Raw genomic sequence first — 21,416 nt, 5'->3', positions numbered from 1 at the left:
GCCTACGTGTTACTCACCCGTCCGCCGCTAAGCTTACCCCGAAGGATAAGCTCCGCTCGACTTGCATGTATTAGGCACGCCGCCAGCGTTCGTCCTGAGCCAGGATCAAACTCTCCAAATTGGTATTTAGAAAGAGCGATTTCTCATTTTGAAACATCTGACGAGAATAAAATATTCTCTATTTTTGGATCTCACTTGCGTGAAATCCCACTCACTCGTTGTTCAGTTTTCAAAGATCAATGTCTCGTTTTTCTTCATCGTTGCTTGTCAGCAGCGACCTTTATAATATATCACAGCACCTTTATTTTAGTCAAGCGTTTTTTAATTTTAATTTTCCGCTTGGCTTCTCGGCAAGTTATCTTAGGATACCTTGTCCAAAGGGCCGAGACTTAATGTATCATATATCCACAATCCACGTCAACCTTTAGAACAAAGTTATTTTTAACCCTAGAAGCATCAGCACTCCAGGAAGGCCAAGAACCGTTACTGCGCCTATAGTTGCAGGGTTCAGGGGGATGTATATATCTGTAACTAAGCCTGAGAAATTGACCACATAAATACCTAGCGCAGCCAGAAGAAGATGTGTTCCGAACAGGCTAAGCCATGCCCAGCCCAATTTTTTCCGGAAAACAATAAGAAGTAATAAAAGTCCTGATAACACCAACACAGCTATCGCGGCCATTCTCAGCATGATAATCCTCCTTTTGTGTTCATCGGTCACCCCTAGAGCCGGGCTCTATTAAGACCCAAGTTTTTGGCATGCTTCAAATGGATCTGATATTTACGCTCTGCCGCTTCCAAAATATATATGGCGTAATCAATTTGATCCTGACCCCGCGCCTCGTCAAACATCAGATGGGCTCTCTCCCACTCGGATTGCGCCTGCTGAACATCAAGAAACACACTCCAGTGGTCGTCCTGCTGTGCTTTCTCTCTACTGCTTTGCCGCCCATTGCTCCACCATCCCATTCCCTATACCTCCTCATAAGAATAAATTTGGGCCCGCTCTGAAATCGCGCCCTCTTTTATTCTCATTCATATCGAAACCGGGACAAACTTAGAACCAGAACGGTAGTAAACGATTCGCGAAATTTCTCTTCAGAAATATTCTTTACCGCAAAAAAAGCCAAAAAAAAGAAGCCCCAATGGGCTCCTTTATTGAAATAACATGACGTCAGACTGTTCAGAACAGCTCACGCCGGCCTTCAAGCGCTTTAGACAAGGTTACCTCGTCCGCATACTCCAAGTCGCCGCCTACAGGCAGCCCATGGGCTATTCTGGTGATTTTGATCTCGAAGGGACGAACTAAGCGGGAGATATACATTGCTGTAGCTTCACCCTCAATGTTAGGGTTGGTCGCCATGATAAGCTCCTTTACCCTCTCATCGCTTAATCGGGTCAACAGCTCCTTCAGACGTATGTCATCCGGACCTACACCCTCCATAGGAGAGATTGCACCCTGCAGCACGTGGTAATAGCCGTCGAATTCCTTGGTTCGTTCAATAGCCACAAGATCCTTGGAATCCTGGACTACACAGATTACCGAGGCATCCCGGGTTTTGTCCTGACAGATCCGGCAAGGGTCGGTATCCGTAATATTGCAGCAGACCGAGCAATAATGAAGATTGCGTTTGACGCTGACCAGCGCCTTGGCAAAATCAATAACTTCGTCTTCTTTCATATTGAGCACATGAAAGGCCAGCCGTGCGGCTGACTTCGGGCCAATTCCGGGCAGACGCGTAAAAGCTTCAATCAGCTTGGCTAGCGGTTCTGGATAATACAAAATATCGGTTCTCCTTTGGACAGATGGAGTAAGGTTTAGAACAGGCCAGGAATCTTCATCCCGCCAGTGAATTTACCCATGTCGTTATTAGCCAATTCTTCCACTTGGGTAAGAGCATCATTTACAGCAGTAATTACAAGGTCCTGCAGCATCTCGATATCTTCAGGATCAACAGCTTCTGGTTTGATCTGGATTGATAGCAGTTTCTTATGTCCATTGACCTGTACGGTTACCACACCGCCACCGGAAGATCCTTCAATAGTTTTGCTGCCCAGCTCTTCTTGTGCCTTGAGCATTTGCTCCTGCATTTTTTTGACCTGCTTCATCATTTGGTTCATATTATTCATTCATCGTCTCTCCTTTGGAATGCGCATTCAGCGCTAATAGGTTAATTACTCTTTTATGACAACAAGGTCTTCCCCAAAGAGCTGGATCGCCTCGTCAATCCATGGTTCAGTCCGGGTGTCCGGAGTTTCGTGTTCATGCTCCAGCCGGAGTTCCTCTGTGCCAGTCTGAGCAGCAGATTTCATCGCAGCCTCATTCCAGTCGCGGAGCAGCATGGTCACAAGCCGGTAAGGTCTGCCCAGACGGGCTGCAAATACATTCTCGATCACCTGTCTGTTAGCCGGCTTCTCAGTGGTGTCGCGGTGAATTGTATTCTTAAAGGCAACCAGCACAGCATCTTCCATAACAGCCACAGGCTCTCCGTCGACAAACCATGCATGAACCGTCACCTTCTCTTCCTTCACCCCTTGCAGGACAGCACTCCATTTCTTATACACTTCAGCAAAATCAGCACTGTCCTTCCCCGCAATAAACTTATCTAACTGGGGCGGAAGCTTCGAAGGAGAAGATATTCGTGGTGCTGGTGCTTGAGCGGCAGACGGTCTGCCCGCATTCCCCTGTTCACCACGCCCTCCGGCAGAAATGGCGCCAGACTGCATAGCCTGCTCCAGCTTTTTCTCCAGGGCAGCAATCTGCCGTTTGAGGAGCTCCAATTCGCCAGAGTCCACGGCTGCAGCGCTACCGCCAGCTTGATTGGAAACGGAAGCAAAGGGAGGCGGAGAGGCTTCTTGGGGAGAAGCTTCCTGCTGTTGCAGGCTGCATAGCTTCATCAGTGCTACTTCAAACAGCGTCTGCGGGTGTGTTGCATATTTCATCTCACCCAGATAACGGGTTAGTGTCTCTACGATCAGAAACAGCCGGTCCCTAGAAAATGCTGCTGCCATGTCACGGAACTCCGCTGGATTCAGCACCCGGTCTGTTAGTTGATCGGCCCCTGGGACCATCTTGATCATAAGCAAATCACGGAAATAATACAGCAGGTTCTCCAGACATTTATCAGCACTCTTACCCTCATGCATAAGCTGCTCAACAAGCTCCAAAAGAAGTCCCATATCCCCATTCAGAATGGCCGTTGCCAGGCGCGCGAACTGTTCGGAAGGAATTCCCCCGGTCATGCCTAATACCTGCTGATAGGTAACCTGACCATCTGTAAAGGATGAAATTTGATCCAGTATACTGAGCGCATCACGCATTCCACCATCGGAAAGTCGGGCAATATACTGCAGAGCATCTGCGTCTGCGGAAATACCTTCCTTCTGGCAGATCACTGCTAAGTGTGCTGTCTGCTCCTCCAGTGACACCCGGCGAAAATCAAAACGCTGGCAGCGGGAAATAATCGTTGCCGGTAATTTATGAGGCTCTGTCGTCGCCAGAATAAACATTACATGTGGAGGCGGTTCTTCCAGCGTCTTCAGCAGCGCATTAAAAGCCTCTGTAGTCAGCATATGCACTTCATCAATGATATACACTTTACGGCGAACTTCGGTAGGTGCATATTTCACCTTATCCCGGAGATCACGTATTTCCTCAACGCCCCGATTCGACGCTGCGTCAATCTCCTGCACATCCATGACGTTACCCGCAGTGATCCGCAGGCAAGAGGGACACTCGTTGCAGGGTTCCGGACCTTCGCTGCGTTCGCAATTGACCGCTTTGGCGAGAACCTTGGCGGCACTTGTCTTGCCGGTCCCCCGCGGTCCGCTGAACAGGTAGGCATGCGAAACCCGCTGTTCGCGAATTGCATTCTGCAGCGTCTGAATTATGTGCTGTTGCCCTACCATGTCATGAAACGACTGCGGCCGCCAGGCACGATACAGCGCGATATGTTCCACTATGCATTACCCTCTCTTAGGCTGCCGCTTTCGGCATTTGTCGCTAATTTATTATACTATATCCACTAGACTTTGACCAAAAACAAAAAAGCACCTTCGCTTGTGGCAAAGATACTGTAATGGACAATATGTTAAACCGTGCACCTGTTATTGATGGCTGCGATCCAAGCGGCAACCCTACAACACTGCTCGGGCTAGGCCACCCTCCGGCACAAGAGTAAACTTACTTATGGCTGCTTCCTTCCGGACCTGACCAGGTTCATAAGCACTCATTGCGGAGGACCCAACCGTCAACACAGCCCGTAGGAACCAAGGCCTCACATCGACAGCACCTCTAACAGGAATTCAACCTCGCTACAGCGGATTGCGAGTTACAGGGCACCGCTACCTCCCCGTCTAGCACGGCGAAGATAAGTATAGCTTACACCAAGGCAAAAATCAACTCCAGATGAAACTCCAATTAAAGGAGAAGCCCCCGGACGCCATGTCCGGGGGCTGGACTAATCCATAACCGCTTGTGTGGTTACTCCATTAGATGCCATACTTTTTCTTGAATTTATCAACACGGCCACCGGCATCCATGAACTTCTGCTTACCTGTATAGAACGGGTGGCAGCTGGAGCAAATTTCGACGCGCAGCTCTGATTTCACAGAACCGGCTTCGAATGTATTGCCACATGCACAGGTTACCTTGGTTACATTGTACTTAGGTTGAATAACGGATTGCATATAAACCTCACCTCTCGTGCCCTAGGCCTCATGCGGACCTAGAGTTAATAAAATATCTAAGCGGTATTTTAGCACGAAAGGCCTGGCTCTGCAATATGTCCAGTTCCTGGTTGTTTGCGGTTATATTTGCACGCGACGCTGCTTAGCACGGGCCAAATCCGCTGGTGGCACATGTGTATATGAACCTATAACAACACCAGGAAGTTCCTCGCGGAAGATCTCCAGCATCGTCTTCATTCCCAGTATCTCACCTTGAGCCGGTGGAATTAATTCCAAGTAACTCTCCGGATCAATATTAAGGTTGCGCATTTGGATTAGCTTCAAATCTGTACGTCTAACGAATTCCACCATCGCTTCAATCTCCTCCTCACGGTCGGTAACCCCCGGGAAGATCAGATAATTGATCGATGTATATACACCTTGTGAAGCTGCGTATTTCAAAGACTTCTCCACATTTGCCAGCGTATAGCCGCGCGGCTTGTAATAAGCATTATAATGGTCATCCAACGCACTGATTGTGCTGACACGCATTAGATCCAGTCCAGCATCAACTATACCGCGGATATGATCGCTTAAACCTGCGTTAGTATTGATATTGATATAACCCATATCTGTAATGGAACGGACTTCACGAATAGACTCAATAATGAGCTTCGCCTGTGTGGATGGTTCCCCTTCACAGCCCTGACCGAAGCTGATAATGGACTGGGGTGTTTTTAGATGCTCCAGCATAACCTCTGAAATCTCATTTACTGTGGGACGGAAATTCATTCGTGTCTGAGGGGATACAAAGCCGCTATCGTCAGGCTGTTCAGAGATACAGCCAAAGCATCCGGCATTGCATGAATAGGAGACAGGGACAGCCCCCTCCCAGCGTCCCAGAAAGGTATTAGAAGAGGTCAGGCATTCGTAGCCCAGTGCACAATTGGAGAGATGATCGTATAGACGGTTCTCCGGGTACTTGGCGGTTAAACTGCCTACCCCCACTTCTACATCTTCCCGATCACAATTAAGCGGGTTCCATTGCTCCGGGTCATCCGTAAGATCGGCGGCCACATAGAAGCCGCCATCTTTCCACACTACTGCTGAATAACCGAAGAGTGGAAGCTTATACGACTTGTCTGTCTTGACATACCCGGGAAGACACAAGCGGGTAAAGCCTTGCGGAAGCAGGGCCCCGACAGCTTGTAAGCCTTCCGGAAGCGGCAGCATCTCACCCGTCTCAGGATTCATACCTACCGCCCGTGTGTTAGGCAGACCTACCAGGGTGGCTCCCTCCGGCAGTGGTATTAATTCTTCCTCCAGCATCTCAACAATCATATCCCCGCTGCGGGCCAGCCCATACAGCTCGGGATGATCATATACGTTTCCTTGCCCGTCGGCATATACCAAATACATGTTAGTCTCCTTATTATCGTTTCTCAGGTGGTAGGAACAGAGGGTGTCTTCGGCCGGGTGGTACGACGTGCGGACGAGCCGCTGTTCGAGGTACCTCCATTGCTGGCTGTCCCGCTTGGCGATGAAGACTCTTTGTTTCCGGCAACGTCAAAGGACGCCAGGAATTCAGCATTTGTCTTGCTGTCACGCAGCTTTTTTAGGAAGCCCTCAACAAAGTCATACGATTCATTCATATTCTTACGAATTGCCCAAATGGTATCCAGCTCTTCCTTGCTCAACAGCACCTCTTCGCGGCGTGTGCCGGAACGGCGTATATCGATGGCCGGGAAAATGCGGCGCTCTGCCAGCTTACGGTCCAAATGAAGCTCCATGTTTCCTGTACCTTTAAACTCTTCATAAATGATATCATCCATACGCGATCCTGTATCAATAAGCGCTGTAGCAAGTATAGTCAAGCTTCCGCCTTCCTCCACATTCCGCGCCGATCCGAAAAAACGCTTGGGACGATGGAACGCGGCCGGATCAATCCCGCCACTCAGTGTACGCCCGGACGGGGGTACAACCAAGTTGTAGGCACGTGCAAGCCGGGTAATACTGTCCAGCAAAATAACAACATCCTTCTTATGCTCCACTAACCGCAAAGCCCGCTGCAATACAAGTTCAGCTACTTTGATATGATTCTCTGGAAGTTCATCAAACGTAGATGCCACAACTTCGCCCTTCACGGAACGCTGCATATCCGTTACTTCCTCGGGACGTTCATCAATAAGTAGTACGAACAGGGCAATTTCAGGATTGTTAGTGGAAATGCTGTTGGCAATTTCTTTTAAGAGGAGCGTTTTCCCTGCTTTGGGAGGTGCTACAATCAAACCACGCTGCCCCAGGCCAACAGGAGCAAGCAAATCCATTATTCGAGTGGACAAGTGTGTAGGGGATGTTTCAAGCGGCAGCTTATCTTGCGGATAAAGAGGTGTTAGCGCCGGGAAATGCAAACGCTCTGCTGCACTGGCAGGATTCTCGCCGTTGACGGCATTGACTTGAAGCAATCCGAAGTAGCGTTCATTCTCTTTGGGTGTTCGGCATTTGCCCGATACAAGATCGCCGCTTCTGAGGTCAAACTTGCGGATCTGTGAAGCCGAAATATAAATATCTTCCGCACTGGGCAAATAATTGATCGGCCTAAGAAAACCGTATCCTTCCGGTAAAATCTCAAGAACGCCTTCCATAAACATGAGCCCGCTCTGTTCTGCCTGCGCCCGGAGGATGGCAAAAATCAGTTCCCGCTTTTTAAGCGTCCCGTAGTATGGAATCTGGTATTTTTTCGCCAGCTTATACAAATCGGTCAGCTTCATTTCTTCCAAATCGGAAATTTGAAGATCCATGTAATAACCACCTATTCAATTTTTATGATAAGTTCTTCTAGCAGGTTAACCAGCAAAAAATAGGAGTCTATTAAATTGCTTATTAGGATAGCATTACCCATTCTGGAAGAGGATATGCAGTTCGAGAGCAAAAAAACACCTCTTCCAGGAGATCGGTTAAACCTGATTTATTCGTTCTCACGCCATACTTTGGCTCCCAAATTGCACAAATTGCTAACTAAATTGTCGTAACCACGATCTATATACTCCACACCCGTGACTTCAGTAATTCCTTCCTCCACCGTCAGGCCGGCAATCACAAGTGCTGCACCTGCACGCAGATCGGCAGCCTTGACCTTAGCAGCATTCAGCTTACTTCCTTCAATGATGGCAGAACGGCCTTCTACACGGATTTTGGCGCCCATTCGCACCAGTTCGGGCACATGCTTAAATCGGTTGCTGTATACAAAATCGCTGAGTACACTAACGCCTTCCGCCTGGGTAAGCATACTCGTCATTGGAGATTGCAAATCGGTGGCAAAACCGGGGTATATCAGTGCTTTGACATCAGCATGCTCGTATTTAGCTCTGCCGATGACTCGGATACTTTCATCCAGTTCTTCGATATCTACGCCCATCTCAAGCAACTTGGCCGTGAGTGCCTCCAAATGCTTGGGAATTACATTATCTATCAATACATTGCCGCGCGTAGCCGCAGCAGCAATCATGTATGTTCCAGCTTGAATACGGTCGGGTATGATAGAGTGACGGCACCCGTGCATTTCCGTAACACCTTCGATCCGGATCGTTTCGGTACCAGCGCCTTTAATAACAGCGCCCATGGAGTTCAGGAGAGTAGCTACATCTATAATCTCAGGCTCTTTAGCCGCATTTTCGATGATTGTTGAGCCCTTGGCACGTGAAGCCGCAAGCATAATGTTAATAGTGGCACCTACGCTAGATACGTCTAAGTAAATTTTGGCACCGCGCAGTTCTTTGGCATACAGATGAATAGAGCCATGATCGTTGGTCACAGTTGCACCCAGCGCTTCAAAGCCCTTAATGTGCTGGTCAATTGGACGAGGCTCGAAATTGCAGCCGCCAGGAAGACCAATCGTCGCTTCCTTGAACCTTCCAAGGAGTGCTCCCATCATGTAATATGAAGCCCGGAGTTTCTTAACCGGTCCGTTAGGCATTGGGATGGATACGATACGGGAGGGATTAATTCTCATCTGGCTGCCTGTCCAGGAGACTGTGGCTCCAAGCTCTTCCAGAATTTCGGAATATACAGCTACATCACTAAGGGACGGCAAGTTATCCAGAACAACTTCAGACTCGGCCAAGATCGCCGCAGGAATAAGCGCGATTGCGCTATTCTTCGCTCCACTGATGGTCACGACGCCTTCTAAAGGACGTCCACCGCCAATCATTAATTTTTCCATAAATTTATCCGGTTCCCCCTACGTGTATTGCAGCTTGCCCTGGCAATACCTGCTGTGGCTTAGCTTAATTATATTAATTAGAAACGGATGCGCCGTCCTTATAACAAGGACGGCACCCGTTTCAACAGTAAAATATAAGGACCGGTTATCACCATAGGTAAATAACTCCTTATATTAAACGGAAAGACACCGGCTAGGCGGTGCTTTCCATATCAGACTATTCAGCTTAAAGATAGCTCTACAGAGCCTGTCCAGTGCATCAAAAATATATTAGGCTTTGTTGCTGGAACCGAACTCACGGATTTTGCCGATAACGGTTTGTTTGATAGCTTCGCGGCCTGGTGCGATGAATGTACGAGGATCATAAGCATCCGGTTTTGCAGCCAGAACTTCGCGAACAACCTTAGCAAACGCGATTTGGTTCTCAGTGTTCACGTTGATTTTGGAAGTACCCAGGGAGATAGATTTTTTGATGTCATGCTCAGGAATACCAGTACCACCGTGAAGAACGAGTGGAAGCTTAACTGCATCGCGGATTTCTTCCATTTCTTTGAATCCGAGGTTAGGCTCACCATGGTAAGGACCGTGTACGGAACCAAGAGCAGGAGCCAAAGTGTCAACTCCAGTTTCTTTAACAAGGCTTACACATTCGTTAAGGTCTGCATATTGAATGCCGCCGATAACGTCGTCTTCCTGTCCGCCGACAGTTCCTACTTCTGCTTCTACAGAAACACCTTTAGCATGAGCATAATCAACGACTTTTTTGGTCATTTCGATGTTCTCGCTGATTGGGTGGTGGGAACCATCGATCATTACGGATGTAAATCCGGCGTCGATTGCGTCTTTACATTTGTCAAAGCTTGAACCGTGATCCAGGTGAATAGCAACAGGAACGGTGATTTTCATGTCATGGACAAGACCTTCAACCATCTTAACTACTGTGTAAAAGCCGCCCATGTGACGAGCTGCGCCTTCAGATACGCCTAGGATTACTGGTGACTTTTCTTCTTCTGCTGCACCAAGAATCGCTTGTGTCCACTCCAAGTTATTGATGTTGAACTGGCCGACTGCATATTTTCCTTCAAGTGCTTTGGTTAACATGTCTGTCATAGATACTAATGGCATGGTTTCAATCCTCCTAAGAATGTTTGGTTGCTTATATAAGCCGACATCACATACAGGCCTATTATAGCACATCCTGTGTTAAATACTAAATAGGATACACAAAAAAATGTCCCGGCGGGACGATATCAGGCCAACCCATAGCCCGGGCAGACTGTTCCTTTTTAGCGTATCCATAACCCCTCATTCCCAAACTGTAGATTTCCTAGGTTAGTTGTACTGGTCTATCGACTTATTGTTAAGATGCATATTTACAGCTACCCGCATCTCATCGATGTCAAACGGCTTCGTAAAGTGCATCAGCGCCCCTAGTTTGGTTGCTTCTTTAATCATATCCAGTTCACCGTAAGCTGTCATCATTATAACCTTGATCGCAGGATTGATCTCCTTCAGATGCTTCAGGATCTCAAGTCCGTCCATTCCTGGAATTTTCATATCCAGCAAGACCAGATCGGGGGATTCGCTGCGGACAATGTCCAATGCCAGCTTTCCGTTAGCTGCTTGAAATGTGGTATACCCTTCGCTATTAAACACTTCCATGAGGAGAATCCGGATTCCGTTCTGATCATCAACAATTAACACTTTTTTCTTTTCCATACCATACCCTCCCAGAATTTGAAGCAGATTGTCCATACCGCGCACTCACACAGCTAATGGCCCCTTAACCTAAAAAGTCTATACGAAACCTAATTATTCGTTCCCTACAGCCAAAATCCTGCTAATTGGTTAAAATGCTTAAATCTATGTCATTTTATGGACTATAACCAGACTGCGCCGTGCAGACAATTCACGCTTTTCAAAAAAAAGGCGGTATCATGAGGAATTGTGAACTATGTTCAGTCCTATATTGCAAAGAAAGCCTCCATACGGAGGCTCATCGGGGCCCTATAAAGGCCTTCTTATGAAATTACAGTTGTTCGGAATGAGTCAGTGATGCTTTGACAAATTCGCGGAAAAGCGGCTGTGGTCGGTTCGGACGGGAGGTGAACTCCGGATGGAACTGCACCGACAAGAACCATGGATGGCCCGGGAGCTCGACAATCTCTACCAGACGGCCGTCCGGAGAGGTACCGGAGATCACGAGGCCGGCTTTTTCGATTTCATCGCGGTAAGCATTATTGAATTCATACCGGTGACGGTGACGCTCATATACCAATTCATCATCGTAGCAGGACATTGCCAGTGATTCAGGAAGAAGCTTACATGGGTAAAGACCAAGACGCATGGTCCCGCCCATATCTTCGATATCCTTCTGCTCCGGCAGCAGGTCGATAAGCGGATGCTGTGTAGACGGATCGATCTCCGAGCTGTTTGCACCAGCCAGTCCCAGAATGGAACGGCCATATTCGATCACGGAAACCTGCATTCCCAGGCAGATGCCGAAGAAAGGAATGGATTGTTCTCGTGCATAACGAATGGCGGAAATCTTACCTTCGATTCCCCGGTCACCAAAACCGCCTGGAACGAGTATTCCGCCAATGCCTCCCAGCAGTTCATCTACATTCTCGTCAGTAACCTGTTCAGCATCGACCCAGCGGATCTTCACCTCAGCATTCGAAGCAAAACCGGCATGGGACAGCGACTCCACTACACTTAAATAAGCATCATGCAGTGCTACATACTTGCCGACAATGGCAATTTCAACCGTGCGCTCAAGCTGCTGAATCCGGCTCAGCATGCTCTCCCACTCACGCATATCCGGTGCAGGAGTGGTCAGCTTCAGGTGATTGACTACAATCTCGTCCAAGCCTTCATCGCGCAGGTTCAGCGGAACCTCATACAATGTCGAGGCATCGCGGCATTCTACTACGGCGTTGGCGTCGATATCGCAGAACAAAGCAAGTTTGGCCTTCATATCGTCGGTCAAAGGATACTCCGTACGGCAGACGATCACGTTAGGCTGAATCCCGATGCTGCGAAGCTCCTTCACGCTGTGCTGTGTCGGCTTGGTCTTCACTTCTCCTGCAGCCTTAATATATGGAATCAGGGTTACGTGAATATACATTACATTTTCCCGGCCGATGTCGCTTTTGATCTGACGGATAGCTTCCATAAACGGCAAGCTCTCAATATCGCCCACGGTACCGCCGATTTCTGTAATGACCACATCTGATCCTGTCTCGCGGCCTGCACGGAATACGCGCTCTTTGATCTCGTTCGTGATATGCGGGATGACTTGAACGGTTCCGCCCAAGTATTCCCCGCGCCGCTCTTTGCTGATGACCGAGGAATATATCTTACCGGTTGTAACATTGCTGTTCTTCGAGAGATTGATGTCAATAAACCGTTCGTAGTGCCCAAGATCAAGGTCCGTTTCCGCTCCATCATCAGTGACAAACACTTCGCCATGCTGATAAGGACTCATGGTTCCAGGGTCTACGTTAATGTAAGGATCGAACTTCTGAATAGTCACCTTCAATCCTCTGTTCTTGAGCAGCCTGCCCAAAGAAGCGGCGGTAATGCCTTTGCCCAGGGAAGACACAACGCCCCCCGTTACAAAAATATACTTTGTCACTGTAAAACCCTCCTAAATAAAGTCCAGAAATTCAGGCACGCTTGGTGTTTATCGTAACCCTTTTTTCGATTATCAAAACGGGGAACCCAAAAAGTTACTTCTCCAATGAATCCCGGAAAAAACCATCCATTTCTATAGAAAGATAAGGATAATTAATAACGTGAAACATATGAGTTCTATCTTTTAAAAAAACAAAAAAGTGACACCCGTAGACCCGGGGCACTTTTTATTTTAGAAAACAATATTAACTTCCATTATAAGCCCATGCAATAGTTTACTCTGACGGTCCCACCCATGTCAAGGGAGGAATTACGCGCAAACGTATACTACTTTAATATTTCTCGTCCTCATCCTCATCATCGGCATCTTCTGCTTCGCCGTCTTCGGAATCTTCATCATCAACCTCATCTTCGTCAATGTCGTCTTCATCGATAACAACATCTTCGTCGACTTCTTCTTCGCTGTCGTCGTCGGAATAGAGGTCGTCGCGATCTTCGTCGATAGCATCGAAATCCTCTTCCTCTGCAGCGTAGTTCTCTTCTTCTTCGGCGAAATCATCGTCTTCCAGATCGTCATCCTCATCGTTGATGATACGCACGCGTTTGGTATTGCCGACAGGATCGTCAGAGCGTTCCAGAGGGTACCAGCGTTTAAGCCCCCACAGGTTGGTTCCAACACAGGCAAAACGCCCGTCAATATTAATCTCGGTATATAACTGGGCAATAGTATCTTGGCTTTCTTGATCGGTCATACCGCGCAAACTGGCTACCTCAACCATCAGATCACGGTAGTAGTAAGGTGTATTGGCTGCTTTGAGTACCAGGAAAGCCAGGTCCACCATCGGCATTTCTTTTATTTTCTCAGGGTCCAGCTTTAAATTGAGTGGCGTACTCACTAAAGGACACTTCCTCTCACGCATTGTTCACATTACCGTTAATTTCTATTTCATAATATCCATTAACAAAACTAAGTAAAACCTATTTGGCAGCAAATTGCAAGTCAAAACCATCCGGCTGAATGATGTATTCCCGGGCCTGCTCTGAAACCTGTTATTCACTCACGCCAAAAAGGCGGAGGAAGTTCCTCCGCGCATGACTGTATCCACGCCAAGGATCGGCTCCTTACGGGATGTTGCAAAGAGAACTCGCGCTCTCTTCTGTTTATTTTATGTAAAGCTCCGCCTTTTGACACGATGGGCAGCCTATTTCGCTAAAAAAGGGCAAGTTCCCATTCGGACGTCTGCCTCCCCTCATACAATATGGCAGCACGGCACCGAGGAGGGGACGGCGTAACTTATGGATTACTACGGATTTTGGCAGATGCTGCTTGGTGAGATATCGGCTGCCCCCAAAAATGCCGAGCGGCGCATTGTCACCTTCAATGATGCCCGCCAGTATGCCGGAGCGCTATCAGAGTGGAAGGCACTGAAGGCAAAGAAACCAGAATTGCGGCAAGTACAAATATCCCCATTAATCCGGGCATTTGTTGTGCCCGCCGCGGGTGCGGGGAAGCTGCTCTATAAATATGAAGATTCCCTAAGCATCGAAGAGGATTCCCGGATACAGGTTCACGCGGTGGCCCCTGAAAAATCAGGGACCGCCATGATGCCTTGGGGCGTCAGAGCCATTCATGCTCCGCAGGCGTGGTCCCGGTCGACCGGAGTGCATGTAAAGATCGGAGTCATTGATACAGGTGCCGATTACCGGCACCCGGATCTTAGGCATTCGCTGGCTTCCGGCGTGAACCTGCTGCACCGCGGCATGCTGCCGCTCGACGATAACGGACACGGCACTCATATCGCCGGTACGCTGGCGGCGGCCGGCGGCACCCGCGGCATGATGGGCGTAGCGCCGCGGGCACAGCTGTACCCGGTCAAGGCCTTTGACCACAGCGGCTCGGCCTATGTGTCGGACATTGTACTCGGCATCGACTGGTGCGTACAGAACAAGATCGATATCATTAATATGAGCTTCGGCATGAAAACGAGAAGTAAAGCCCTTCACGATGTGGTGATCAAGGCCTACCGGGCCGGGATCGCCATCATTGCTTCCTCCGGCAACGACGGCAAACGCGGCGGGGACTATCCCGCCCGCTACCCCGAGACGATCGCCGTCGGCGCCCTTGACCGGAGGCACCGCGTCGCGGCCTTCAGCAACCGGGGTCCGTATATCGATGTATACGGACCCGGCGAGGGCGTGCCCTCCTGCTGGCTGAAGGAGGGCTACAAAGAGATGAGCGGCACCTCCATGGCGACCTCGCATGTCACGGGAGCCGCCGCTTTGCTGCTCGCGCTGCGCCCGGGCCTCTCGCCACGGGAGCTGAAGCTGCTCCTGCGCCGCACGGCATCGCCGGTGCGGCTGCGCAAAGGCCAGCGCCGCACGGCCTTAGGCGGCGGGGTGGCCGATGCCCTGCGCCTGCTGCGGGCAGGCGCACGGGCGAAGCGGGCCACCGCCGCGAAGGCGTAGGGGCGGCGGCCTCCTATGCCCGCAAGGGCAGCGGGTAGGCCTTGGGCGGGCCACGGGCGGACCGCTTGCACCGGGAGTTGTCCCGGCATACCCAGCTGGCTTAGGCCGGGTTGAGCAGTAGGAATGAGTAGCGTAGATCAATCACATTCCCCTAGTCAGTAAGTATAGCAAAAGCTCCGCCTCCAAATTATACGGGGGCGGAGCTTTTGCTTAAACTGGACCGTTACATCCGGTCCGGTGCAGTTACACCAACGAGACGAAGCACGTTGGCAATTGTGGTCCGGGCCGCGCCCAGCAGAGCAAGGCGGGCTACGGTCTGGGCGGCATCCTCGGTGATGACGCGCTCCGCTTTGTAGTAGCTGTGGAACAGCGAAGCCAAATCGTATACGTAACGGATCAGACGATGCGGCGCATAGCTGCTGGCAGCTATCTCGATCTCCGCCGGCAATTCGCCGATTTTGCGAAGAAGATCATATTCATGTGCAGCGGTCAGCTTGGCATAGTCGATTTCGGCAAAATCAGGCAATAGAATTCCTTGCTCCTCAGCCTGACGGAAAATACTGCAGATCCGCGCATGTGCATACTGCACATAGAATACAGGGTTCTCGTTGGAAGTGGAAATCGCCAGATCCATATCGAAGTCCAGATGTGAATCCATGCTGCGCATGGTGAAGAAATAACGGATGGCATCGATTCCGACTTCGTCCATCAGGTCTTCCATCGTTACCGCTTTGCCGGTACGCTTGGACATTTTAACCTTTTCGCCGTTCTGGAAGAGACTGACCATTTGGGCAATCAACACGACCAGCTTCTCCGGATCATTGCCAAGTGCAGACATGGCCGCCTTCATCCGGGGAATATAGCCGTGGTGATCGGCGCCCCAAATGTTGATCATTTTGTCATAGCCCCGGCCATATTTGTCGCTGTGATACGCGATATCCGGGGTTAGATAGGTATAGGTTCCGTCGTTCTTGATCAATACGCGGTCCTTGTCATCGCCGTATTTCGTTGTTTGGAGCCAAGTCGCCCCGTCCTGTTCGTAGACCTCACCGCGATCGCGCAGCTCGTCCAGGGAACGCAGCACTTCACCGTTCTCGTACAGGGAGGTCTCACTGAACCAGATATCGAAGCCCACGCGGAACCGGTTAAGGTCGCGTTTGATTTTATCCAGCTCCTTGGTAAGACCATAGGTACGAAAGAAGGCTGCGCGGTCGCCTGGTGTCATGGACAGCAGCTCGTCGCCCTTTTCGGCCACCAGCTCTTTGGCAAAACCCTTGATGTCCTCGCCATGGTAGCCGTCTTCCGGCATTTCCGCCTGCTGGCCCAGCTCCTGGAGATAACGGGTTTCGATGGATTTGCACAGGTTCTGAACCTGGTTTCCGGCATCATTTATGTAATACTCGCGGGTGACCTGGTACCCGGCAAAATCAAGCACGTTGCACAGCGCATCGCCAACAGCAGCCCCGCGGGCATGTCCCAGATGCAGGCTGCCGGTAGGATTCGCGCTGACAAATTCCATCTCGACCTTCTGCCCCTGGCCTGCATTAATGCGGCCATAGTCCTCACCCTGTTCAGCCACGAGGGCGATTACCGGGTAGAGGTAGCTTTTTGACAACGTAAAATTGATGAAGCCCGGTCCGGCAATTTCTGCTTTTTCAATAGAAGCATTGCCCTTATCCAGGTGCTCAATGATCGCTTCAGCAATCTGCCGTGGATTGCGCTTGGCAATCTTGGTTAGCTGCATCGCAGCATTGGTAGCCAGGTCTCCGTGGGCTTTGTCCTTGGGTACTTCCAGTACGATGGCCGGAAGCTCCTCTATGGTGACCAGGCCAGCGGCGACAATGGCGCCAGCGATCGCTTCCTTCACCCGTTCATTGGCTAACTGAAGCGGATTTTGACTATGTGTCATGATTGTAGTTCCTCCTGTATATGCAAACTTATAGCGAACTGTCCCGATAATTCCCCGTATACGTAAAGATCATATTCCCACGAAACCGCAAGCGATCTTCCCTCGCGCTTCATATCCAGTTTCCGGGTGGCTGTGGAGAGATTAAACTGTGTATATGGCGAGCGGTAGAATCCCGGCCGACGTTGTCCCGGAACAAAGGACTGCTCCGACTGGACACCGCCGTGTCGAATCAGTTTCAGTTCACTGTCTGAAATCTTCAAAGTGGTTCGGACAGAAACCTGCTCGCCCTTAGGGCCTGTCTGCGTTTCTTCATAACGGATATACAGCTGATCTCCTCTGGCAATAGCCTCACCTGAGGCGTGTACCACATTCCGTTCTCCGCCCTGTACGCTCGTAAGCGTTACGGAAACGCCGTATTTGCCTTGCTGCACTTCAGTCATCACACGTTCCTCGCTTATTCACACTTATATAATCTAAGGCACATTCGCTTTCCCATTGTACACTATATCCAGATCGGGAGGGCAATTCAATCGCTAATTTGGACTTCCAGGAGCTGTTGTCTCCGGATTTCTTGATTCATGCCGCTTTTAGCGGATGAATTCCAGAGTCACAAAGGCAGCAGCGACACTGTATCCCTGCTCTTCAGCCCCTCTACCATAGACGTCCAGGCTTCCGGCTTATCGGCAAGTACTGCATAATAGCGGGTCAGAAAGTCCGCAACCAAAGAAGCCTTGACCTGCCTCAAATCCTCATCCCCCGGCATAAAGCACAGGTCAAGACCCGACACCGCCTCCCCGTCACCCTGCCAGGAGGGATGAACGTACGGGAAATCCATCCGCTTGTATCCCAGATGTGACAGCACCTCCCTGCGGACAAACGGGTCCATAGGCTTGATGCCCCCAAATGCATACTCCACCCGGTAAGGATCGTAAATCTCGGCGAACATGCCAAATAGCTCTTTACCATTGCCTGCTGCCAGCTTCTTCAAGTCTTTCAGGCGGCTCTGAGCCAGGAAGCGCCCTATTCCCAGGCCCTCCCGGCCAATGATAGTGAAATCGGTCATCGCCACATTCCAGTCGGTGTAATAACGGTATTCCGTAGTGCCCACAACAGCGCCATCATGCACAGCAGCAAATACACGGATGCCGGGATCTTCCAGAGGTTCCTTCCACAAGCTGAATTCAAGAACTTCCTCAGGGGGAAACACATCTGACAGCAGATGATGTACTTGTCTGAACAAAGGATCCGCGACACTCGTAATTCTTGTATATTCCATACTCAAGGATCTCCTCCGATTCTGATAAAGATGTTTCCTTACTTATTATAGAAAAGGATTACGCCACTCCATGAGCGCAGCGTAGTTGCCCGACTCTTCATCTTCCAGATAATCAGCCACCACTCCCACCGGGGACCGCCCGCAGCGCAGCAGAAAGGTGAGCACCGGATCGGACCATTTGCCGGCTGTCACTCCTTCCAGATACTCCTCCGCAGACATCCTGGAGGCTTGAAGATGATAGCCTGGCATACGGCCCGCTCCCAGCAGCCGCTCCAGCCTCTGCTCTACCACAACATGATACAGCGACTGTACCAACTCTTTGCCCAGCCCCAGCTTGCGGTGTTTGGGACGGACGCACAGATCGGCAATATAGAGCGTGTTCCCGCCCGGCTGGTGGGTAGTAATATATCCGTCAGCCGTAACCTCTGACCAGGTATGATGGAGCGCCGGGGCCTCAGTGTCAAAATGAATTTTCAGTCCGGTTACTGACCCTGCCAGTTCCCCGTTCACCTCCACACATAGCGCCCCCTCCGGAAAAAGCGTCACATGATTCATCAGCTGCTCCCGGTTCCACCATAGTTCAGCAGGATAGGGAGGCGGAAAGGCTTCGGACTGAATGGTAATCAGCTCGGCAAAATCGGCTTCCTTGTAGCTGCGGAGCACTGCAGGCACTGGGATTTTACCGTCGAAAGCGTAAAAGCTCTTGTTATACATGCCTCTTCGTCCCCCTTACATCCAGTCTGTATACAGATCCGTTCGGCGATCCCGCCAAGTGGTCACCGACCCGCGGTCACGAACTCTGTAGAGCAGCTCCAGATCCAGGTCGGCGGTGATAATCATATCATCGTTAATTTCACCCTCAGCCAACAGACCCCTGGGAGGAAACGGAATATCATTGGGCGTAATTACCGCAGCCTGGCCAAAGTTCGCCCGCATCAGGTCTACGGTAGGCAGCGAGCCTACAGTGCCTGTGAGCACGACGTAGATTTGATTCTCAATGGCACGGGCATGGCTGGTGTATCTAACTCGGTGGAAACCATGGCGGTCATCCGTGCAGGAAGGGCAAAAAATGACATCCGCCCCCTTGGCCCGGGCCATGCGCACAATCTCCGGAAATTCGATATCGTAGCAGGTTAGCATGGCGATGGTTCCTTTCTCCGTTTGAAACACCTCCAGCCCTTCCCCCGCACCCATATTCCAGCCCTCGACTTCAGCCGGCGTGATGTGCAGCTTCGCCTGCTCGGCAATTCTTCCATCCGGATAAAAGAGATGGGCCACATTATAGAGCTTGTCGTTTCTACGAAGCACATGGGTCCCGCCAATGATATGCACAGCATATTTCTGGGCATACCCGGAGAACATCTCCCGGTAACGGTCCGTAAATTGCGGCAGATCTTCTATGCCAAGAGCATTCCCCCGTTCATCGCCAATGGACATCAACTGTGTCGTCAAAAATTCGGGAAACAGGATGAACTCGGCGCCGAACTCCTCGGCCGTTTTTATATAATGCTCGCACTGGGCGGCAAACTCCTCAAAGGAGGAAATGGTATGTAAATGATATTGTATGGCAGATACGCGAATGGACACAGCCGCAGTCCTCCTAAGCATGAAATGGGGTGCATACGTAAAGTACCTAAAATTTTACCATATTGGTTCGCAAAATCACACCTGAAGCCCATGCTGCACCTCTGTGCCTTGTTGTTTTATCCGGTTGACTGCACGCAAAAAAGCAGCTCCTGTGACGGAGCCGCTCCCGCTGGTTAATACAGGCCGGTCTCTGATGGTATTTCTCATCATAAATAGATATGCCGTTCAGCTTATTGCCCTGTCCCCTTAAAAGACAATTTCAACTTCCATGTCGATCCGCCGTCACCGGTGCTGTATAAGGAAGAAGTATTCTGCCCGCGGACAGCCATCCACCCTTCCTTAAGACCTGTGAAGGAGATCATCCCCTCATTGCCCGGAATAGCTGGAAGGTTAGTCCACTCCTTGCCGCCTTTATAAGAACGGCCTACGGCTACTTTTTCGCCAGCAGGCGAGAAGCCGACCAGAAAGGCGGCGCTGCTGCCTACAAGCTGCATATTGCCCGGCTTGCCCGAGGCAGGTCCGGACCGAAGCTGTGCCGCCCCGCTGCCTGGTGCAGGTCCGCCCCCGGCAGAATCCTGGGCAATCACACGTTTCCAGCTGCCACCCTTATTGCTGCTGGCATAGAGTGAGTATGAGGTCTGCGACATCCCTGTTCCGCCATACAGCAAAGCGTACACCTGATCACCGCTCGCATAGATTCTCCCGGACTCAGGATAAGCAAAAGCCGATTGTAGCGAGAGAGACCAAGTGGAACCGCCATTCGAAGTCTTCATGACACGGTAGCCGGCCCCCGGTGCTATCACAAGTGCATAACCCTTGTCACGGCTGGTAAATTCCGCGCTGCGTGTGTTGGCCGGAGTGCGGATCAGACTCCAAGTACGTCCTCCGTCATTAGTGTAGGAGGTAGCATTCGGGCTGTAGCCGAAGCCCCGCTTACTATCCTTAAAGTCAATTCTTTCAAAATCCGTTGCCGTATTCCCTATCCGGGTCCAGGTAGAACCGCCATTCGTGGTGGCAATGAGGTAGGTTGCCGCTGCATCCTTCACGGAAGCCAGTGCCCAGCCCTGGACATTATTCGGAAAGTCAATCTGCCTGAAATTCCACTGCCCTTGGTAAATCTCCTGAAAATGACAGCCCCCGTCCGAGGTTCCAATCATAAAGCCGCTACCCGCTGCCCTTCCTGTATCGGCACTCAGAAATTGCAGATCCGAGAAACTCAGCGGGGTTTCTTCTGATGCAGCATGCCGTGCTTGCAGTTCTTTCAGCAATCCATGATCACCGGTGCCACAAGCCGGTACAGCTGTTGCCGCAGAGGCTGCCTGTGATGGAGAAGCGTGCATTCCCCAAGCAGAAACTGCCACCAGAACTGCGGACAGGAGAGTCAGCTTCCCCTGATGCAGCATTTTAGTCCAATTCATAATGACACCTCCTGAACGATTTGTCGTCTCTAATAGATACTACTTGACACTACTCTGTTATACTGTCCAATCCCTCTTCTTTCTACCTGGATAAAGTCACAAAATGAAAACAATTTGGTTACCACCTTATTCCGTATTGCAGAAAACGTTGTTCTTTCCGGAAAAGCCCTTATAACCTTATGAATATCCAAGCTCTTCCTTTCCCATAATGAGAATTGACAAGTTGTACGCAAA

The 21,416-nt window shown here is 50.3% G+C and carries 20 protein-coding genes, 1 rRNA gene and 1 other RNA gene; 1 reads left to right on the top strand and 21 read right to left on the bottom strand.

Annotation, left to right across the window (positions count from 1 at the left end; translation table 11 throughout):
- The 15 genes from A3849_RS24455 to rpoE all read right to left on the bottom strand — a co-directional run.
- A 16S ribosomal RNA gene (locus tag A3849_RS24455) occupies window positions 1-121 on the bottom strand; the annotation flags it as partial.
- A 303-nt stretch (window positions 122-424) separates the two neighbouring features.
- Window positions 425-691, bottom strand: a complete 267-nt coding sequence (locus A3849_RS24450; RefSeq protein ID WP_178382790.1) for a pro-sigmaK processing inhibitor BofA family protein — start codon at window positions 689-691, stop codon at window positions 425-427.
- A gap of 32 nt (window positions 692-723) precedes the next feature.
- Entirely contained in the window at window positions 724-969 is a 246-nt protein-coding gene (locus tag A3849_RS24445) for a hypothetical protein (protein ID WP_074113724.1), read from the bottom strand.
- Between the two features lie 214 nt (window positions 970-1,183).
- Complete coding sequence (recR, locus tag A3849_RS24440) at window positions 1,184-1,783, bottom strand: recombination mediator RecR (RefSeq protein WP_074113723.1); 600 nt, start codon at window positions 1,781-1,783, stop codon at window positions 1,184-1,186.
- 35 nt (window positions 1,784-1,818) lie between these two features.
- Window positions 1,819-2,130: a YbaB/EbfC family nucleoid-associated protein gene (locus A3849_RS24435; protein ID WP_074086989.1), complete on the bottom strand. Its 312-nt coding sequence runs from the start codon at window positions 2,128-2,130 to the stop codon at window positions 1,819-1,821.
- A gap of 45 nt (window positions 2,131-2,175) precedes the next feature.
- Window positions 2,176-3,960: a DNA polymerase III subunit gamma/tau gene (dnaX, locus tag A3849_RS24430; RefSeq protein WP_074113722.1), complete on the bottom strand. Its 1,785-nt coding sequence runs from the start codon at window positions 3,958-3,960 to the stop codon at window positions 2,176-2,178.
- A gap of 136 nt (window positions 3,961-4,096) precedes the next feature.
- An RNA gene (ffs, locus tag A3849_RS24425) (signal recognition particle sRNA large type) lies at window positions 4,097-4,365 on the bottom strand.
- A 126-nt stretch (window positions 4,366-4,491) separates the two neighbouring features.
- Window positions 4,492-4,689, bottom strand: a complete 198-nt coding sequence (rpmE, locus tag A3849_RS24420) for a 50S ribosomal protein L31 (RefSeq protein ID WP_074086987.1) — start codon at window positions 4,687-4,689, stop codon at window positions 4,492-4,494.
- A gap of 120 nt (window positions 4,690-4,809) precedes the next feature.
- Window positions 4,810-6,087 (bottom strand): radical SAM family protein, encoded by a 1,278-nt coding sequence (locus tag A3849_RS24415; RefSeq protein WP_074113721.1) that lies wholly within the window; start codon window positions 6,085-6,087, stop codon window positions 4,810-4,812.
- Between the two features lie 23 nt (window positions 6,088-6,110).
- The gene (gene rho, locus A3849_RS24410) at window positions 6,111-7,469 is read right to left on the bottom strand and encodes a transcription termination factor Rho (RefSeq protein WP_074086985.1); all 1,359 of its coding nucleotides are present in this window, start codon (window positions 7,467-7,469) and stop codon (window positions 6,111-6,113) included.
- 167 nt (window positions 7,470-7,636) lie between these two features.
- Window positions 7,637-8,890 (bottom strand): UDP-N-acetylglucosamine 1-carboxyvinyltransferase, encoded by a 1,254-nt coding sequence (locus A3849_RS24405; protein ID WP_074113720.1) that lies wholly within the window; start codon window positions 8,888-8,890, stop codon window positions 7,637-7,639.
- A 270-nt stretch (window positions 8,891-9,160) separates the two neighbouring features.
- Complete coding sequence (fba, locus tag A3849_RS24400; protein WP_074113719.1) at window positions 9,161-10,015, bottom strand: class II fructose-1,6-bisphosphate aldolase; 855 nt, start codon at window positions 10,013-10,015, stop codon at window positions 9,161-9,163.
- Between the two features lie 207 nt (window positions 10,016-10,222).
- Window positions 10,223-10,609: a response regulator gene (locus tag A3849_RS24395; protein WP_074113718.1), complete on the bottom strand. Its 387-nt coding sequence runs from the start codon at window positions 10,607-10,609 to the stop codon at window positions 10,223-10,225.
- A gap of 310 nt (window positions 10,610-10,919) precedes the next feature.
- On the bottom strand, window positions 10,920-12,527 hold the full coding sequence (locus A3849_RS24390) for a CTP synthase (protein ID WP_074113717.1): 1,608 nt from the start codon (window positions 12,525-12,527) through the stop codon (window positions 10,920-10,922).
- Between the two features lie 331 nt (window positions 12,528-12,858).
- Window positions 12,859-13,422 (bottom strand): DNA-directed RNA polymerase subunit delta, encoded by a 564-nt coding sequence (rpoE, locus tag A3849_RS24385; RefSeq protein WP_074113716.1) that lies wholly within the window; start codon window positions 13,420-13,422, stop codon window positions 12,859-12,861.
- Window positions 13,423-13,822: 400 nt separating this feature from the next.
- On the opposite strand from rpoE, the gene A3849_RS24380 reads away from it, so the two are divergent.
- Window positions 13,823-14,992 (top strand): S8 family peptidase, encoded by a 1,170-nt coding sequence (locus tag A3849_RS24380; protein WP_074113715.1) that lies wholly within the window; start codon window positions 13,823-13,825, stop codon window positions 14,990-14,992.
- Window positions 14,993-15,215: 223 nt separating this feature from the next.
- Here the strand turns inward: A3849_RS24380 and argS are convergent, their stop codons facing one another.
- From argS to A3849_RS24350, 6 genes are all read right to left on the bottom strand, one after another.
- The gene (gene argS, locus A3849_RS24375; RefSeq protein ID WP_074113714.1) at window positions 15,216-16,901 is read right to left on the bottom strand and encodes an arginine--tRNA ligase; all 1,686 of its coding nucleotides are present in this window, start codon (window positions 16,899-16,901) and stop codon (window positions 15,216-15,218) included.
- Window positions 16,898-17,341, bottom strand: coding sequence for a YwiB family protein (locus tag A3849_RS24370; RefSeq protein WP_074113713.1), 444 nt, complete (start codon window positions 17,339-17,341; stop codon window positions 16,898-16,900). Before A3849_RS24370 ends, argS begins: the two co-directional genes overlap by 4 nt.
- Window positions 17,342-17,508: 167 nt before the next feature.
- Window positions 17,509-18,177, bottom strand: a complete 669-nt coding sequence (locus tag A3849_RS24365; protein ID WP_074113712.1) for a GNAT family acetyltransferase — start codon at window positions 18,175-18,177, stop codon at window positions 17,509-17,511.
- A gap of 45 nt (window positions 18,178-18,222) precedes the next feature.
- On the bottom strand, window positions 18,223-18,891 hold the full coding sequence (locus A3849_RS24360; RefSeq protein WP_074113711.1) for a GNAT family N-acetyltransferase: 669 nt from the start codon (window positions 18,889-18,891) through the stop codon (window positions 18,223-18,225).
- A gap of 15 nt (window positions 18,892-18,906) precedes the next feature.
- The gene (locus A3849_RS24355; RefSeq protein WP_143191892.1) at window positions 18,907-19,764 is read right to left on the bottom strand and encodes a carbon-nitrogen hydrolase family protein; all 858 of its coding nucleotides are present in this window, start codon (window positions 19,762-19,764) and stop codon (window positions 18,907-18,909) included.
- Window positions 19,765-19,994: 230 nt separating this feature from the next.
- The gene (locus A3849_RS24350; RefSeq protein ID WP_083613646.1) at window positions 19,995-21,182 is read right to left on the bottom strand and encodes a WD40/YVTN/BNR-like repeat-containing protein; all 1,188 of its coding nucleotides are present in this window, start codon (window positions 21,180-21,182) and stop codon (window positions 19,995-19,997) included.
- Window positions 21,183-21,416 lie beyond the last annotated feature (234 nt).

The organism is Paenibacillus sp. P46E (assembly GCF_001909095.1).
Classification (GTDB): domain Bacteria; phylum Bacillota; class Bacilli; order Paenibacillales; family Paenibacillaceae; genus Paenibacillus_AQ; species Paenibacillus_AQ helianthi.
This window is presented reverse-complemented; position numbering and strand designations above follow the sequence as displayed.

What these genes read in the sequence shown, in the direction of transcription:
- A3849_RS24415 (WP_074113721.1), bottom strand. Translation starts at nt 6,087, where the DNA reads ATGTATTTGGTATATGCCGACGGGCAAGGAAACGTATATGATCATCCC.
- rho (WP_074086985.1), bottom strand. Translation starts at nt 7,469, where the DNA reads ATGGATCTTCAAATTTCCGATTTGGAAGAAATGAAGCTGACCGATTTG.
- A3849_RS24435 (WP_074086989.1), bottom strand. Translation starts at nt 2,130, where the DNA reads ATGAATAATATGAACCAAATGATGAAGCAGGTCAAAAAAATGCAGGAG.
- A3849_RS24350 (WP_083613646.1), bottom strand. Translation starts at nt 21,182, where the DNA reads ATGAATTGGACTAAAATGCTGCATCAGGGGAAGCTGACTCTCCTGTCC.
- A3849_RS24365 (WP_074113712.1), bottom strand. Translation starts at nt 18,177, where the DNA reads ATGGAATATACAAGAATTACGAGTGTCGCGGATCCTTTGTTCAGACAA.
- A3849_RS24395 (WP_074113718.1), bottom strand. Translation starts at nt 10,609, where the DNA reads ATGGAAAAGAAAAAAGTGTTAATTGTTGATGATCAGAACGGAATCCGG.
- A3849_RS24370 (WP_074113713.1), bottom strand. Translation starts at nt 17,341, where the DNA reads ATGACTGAAGTGCAGCAAGGCAAATACGGCGTTTCCGTAACGCTTACG.
- A3849_RS24450 (WP_178382790.1), bottom strand. Translation starts at nt 691, where the DNA reads ATGCTGAGAATGGCCGCGATAGCTGTGTTGGTGTTATCAGGACTTTTA.
- argS (WP_074113714.1), bottom strand. Translation starts at nt 16,901, where the DNA reads ATGACACATAGTCAAAATCCGCTTCAGTTAGCCAATGAACGGGTGAAG.
- fba (WP_074113719.1), bottom strand. Translation starts at nt 10,015, where the DNA reads ATGCCATTAGTATCTATGACAGACATGTTAACCAAAGCACTTGAAGGA.
- rpmE (WP_074086987.1), bottom strand. Translation starts at nt 4,689, where the DNA reads ATGCAATCCGTTATTCAACCTAAGTACAATGTAACCAAGGTAACCTGT.
- A3849_RS24405 (WP_074113720.1), bottom strand. Translation starts at nt 8,890, where the DNA reads ATGGAAAAATTAATGATTGGCGGTGGACGTCCTTTAGAAGGCGTCGTG.
- A3849_RS24380 (WP_074113715.1), top strand. Translation starts at nt 13,823, where the DNA reads ATGGATTACTACGGATTTTGGCAGATGCTGCTTGGTGAGATATCGGCT.
- A3849_RS24445 (WP_074113724.1), bottom strand. Translation starts at nt 969, where the DNA reads ATGGGATGGTGGAGCAATGGGCGGCAAAGCAGTAGAGAGAAAGCACAG.
- A3849_RS24360 (WP_074113711.1), bottom strand. Translation starts at nt 18,891, where the DNA reads ATGTATAACAAGAGCTTTTACGCTTTCGACGGTAAAATCCCAGTGCCT.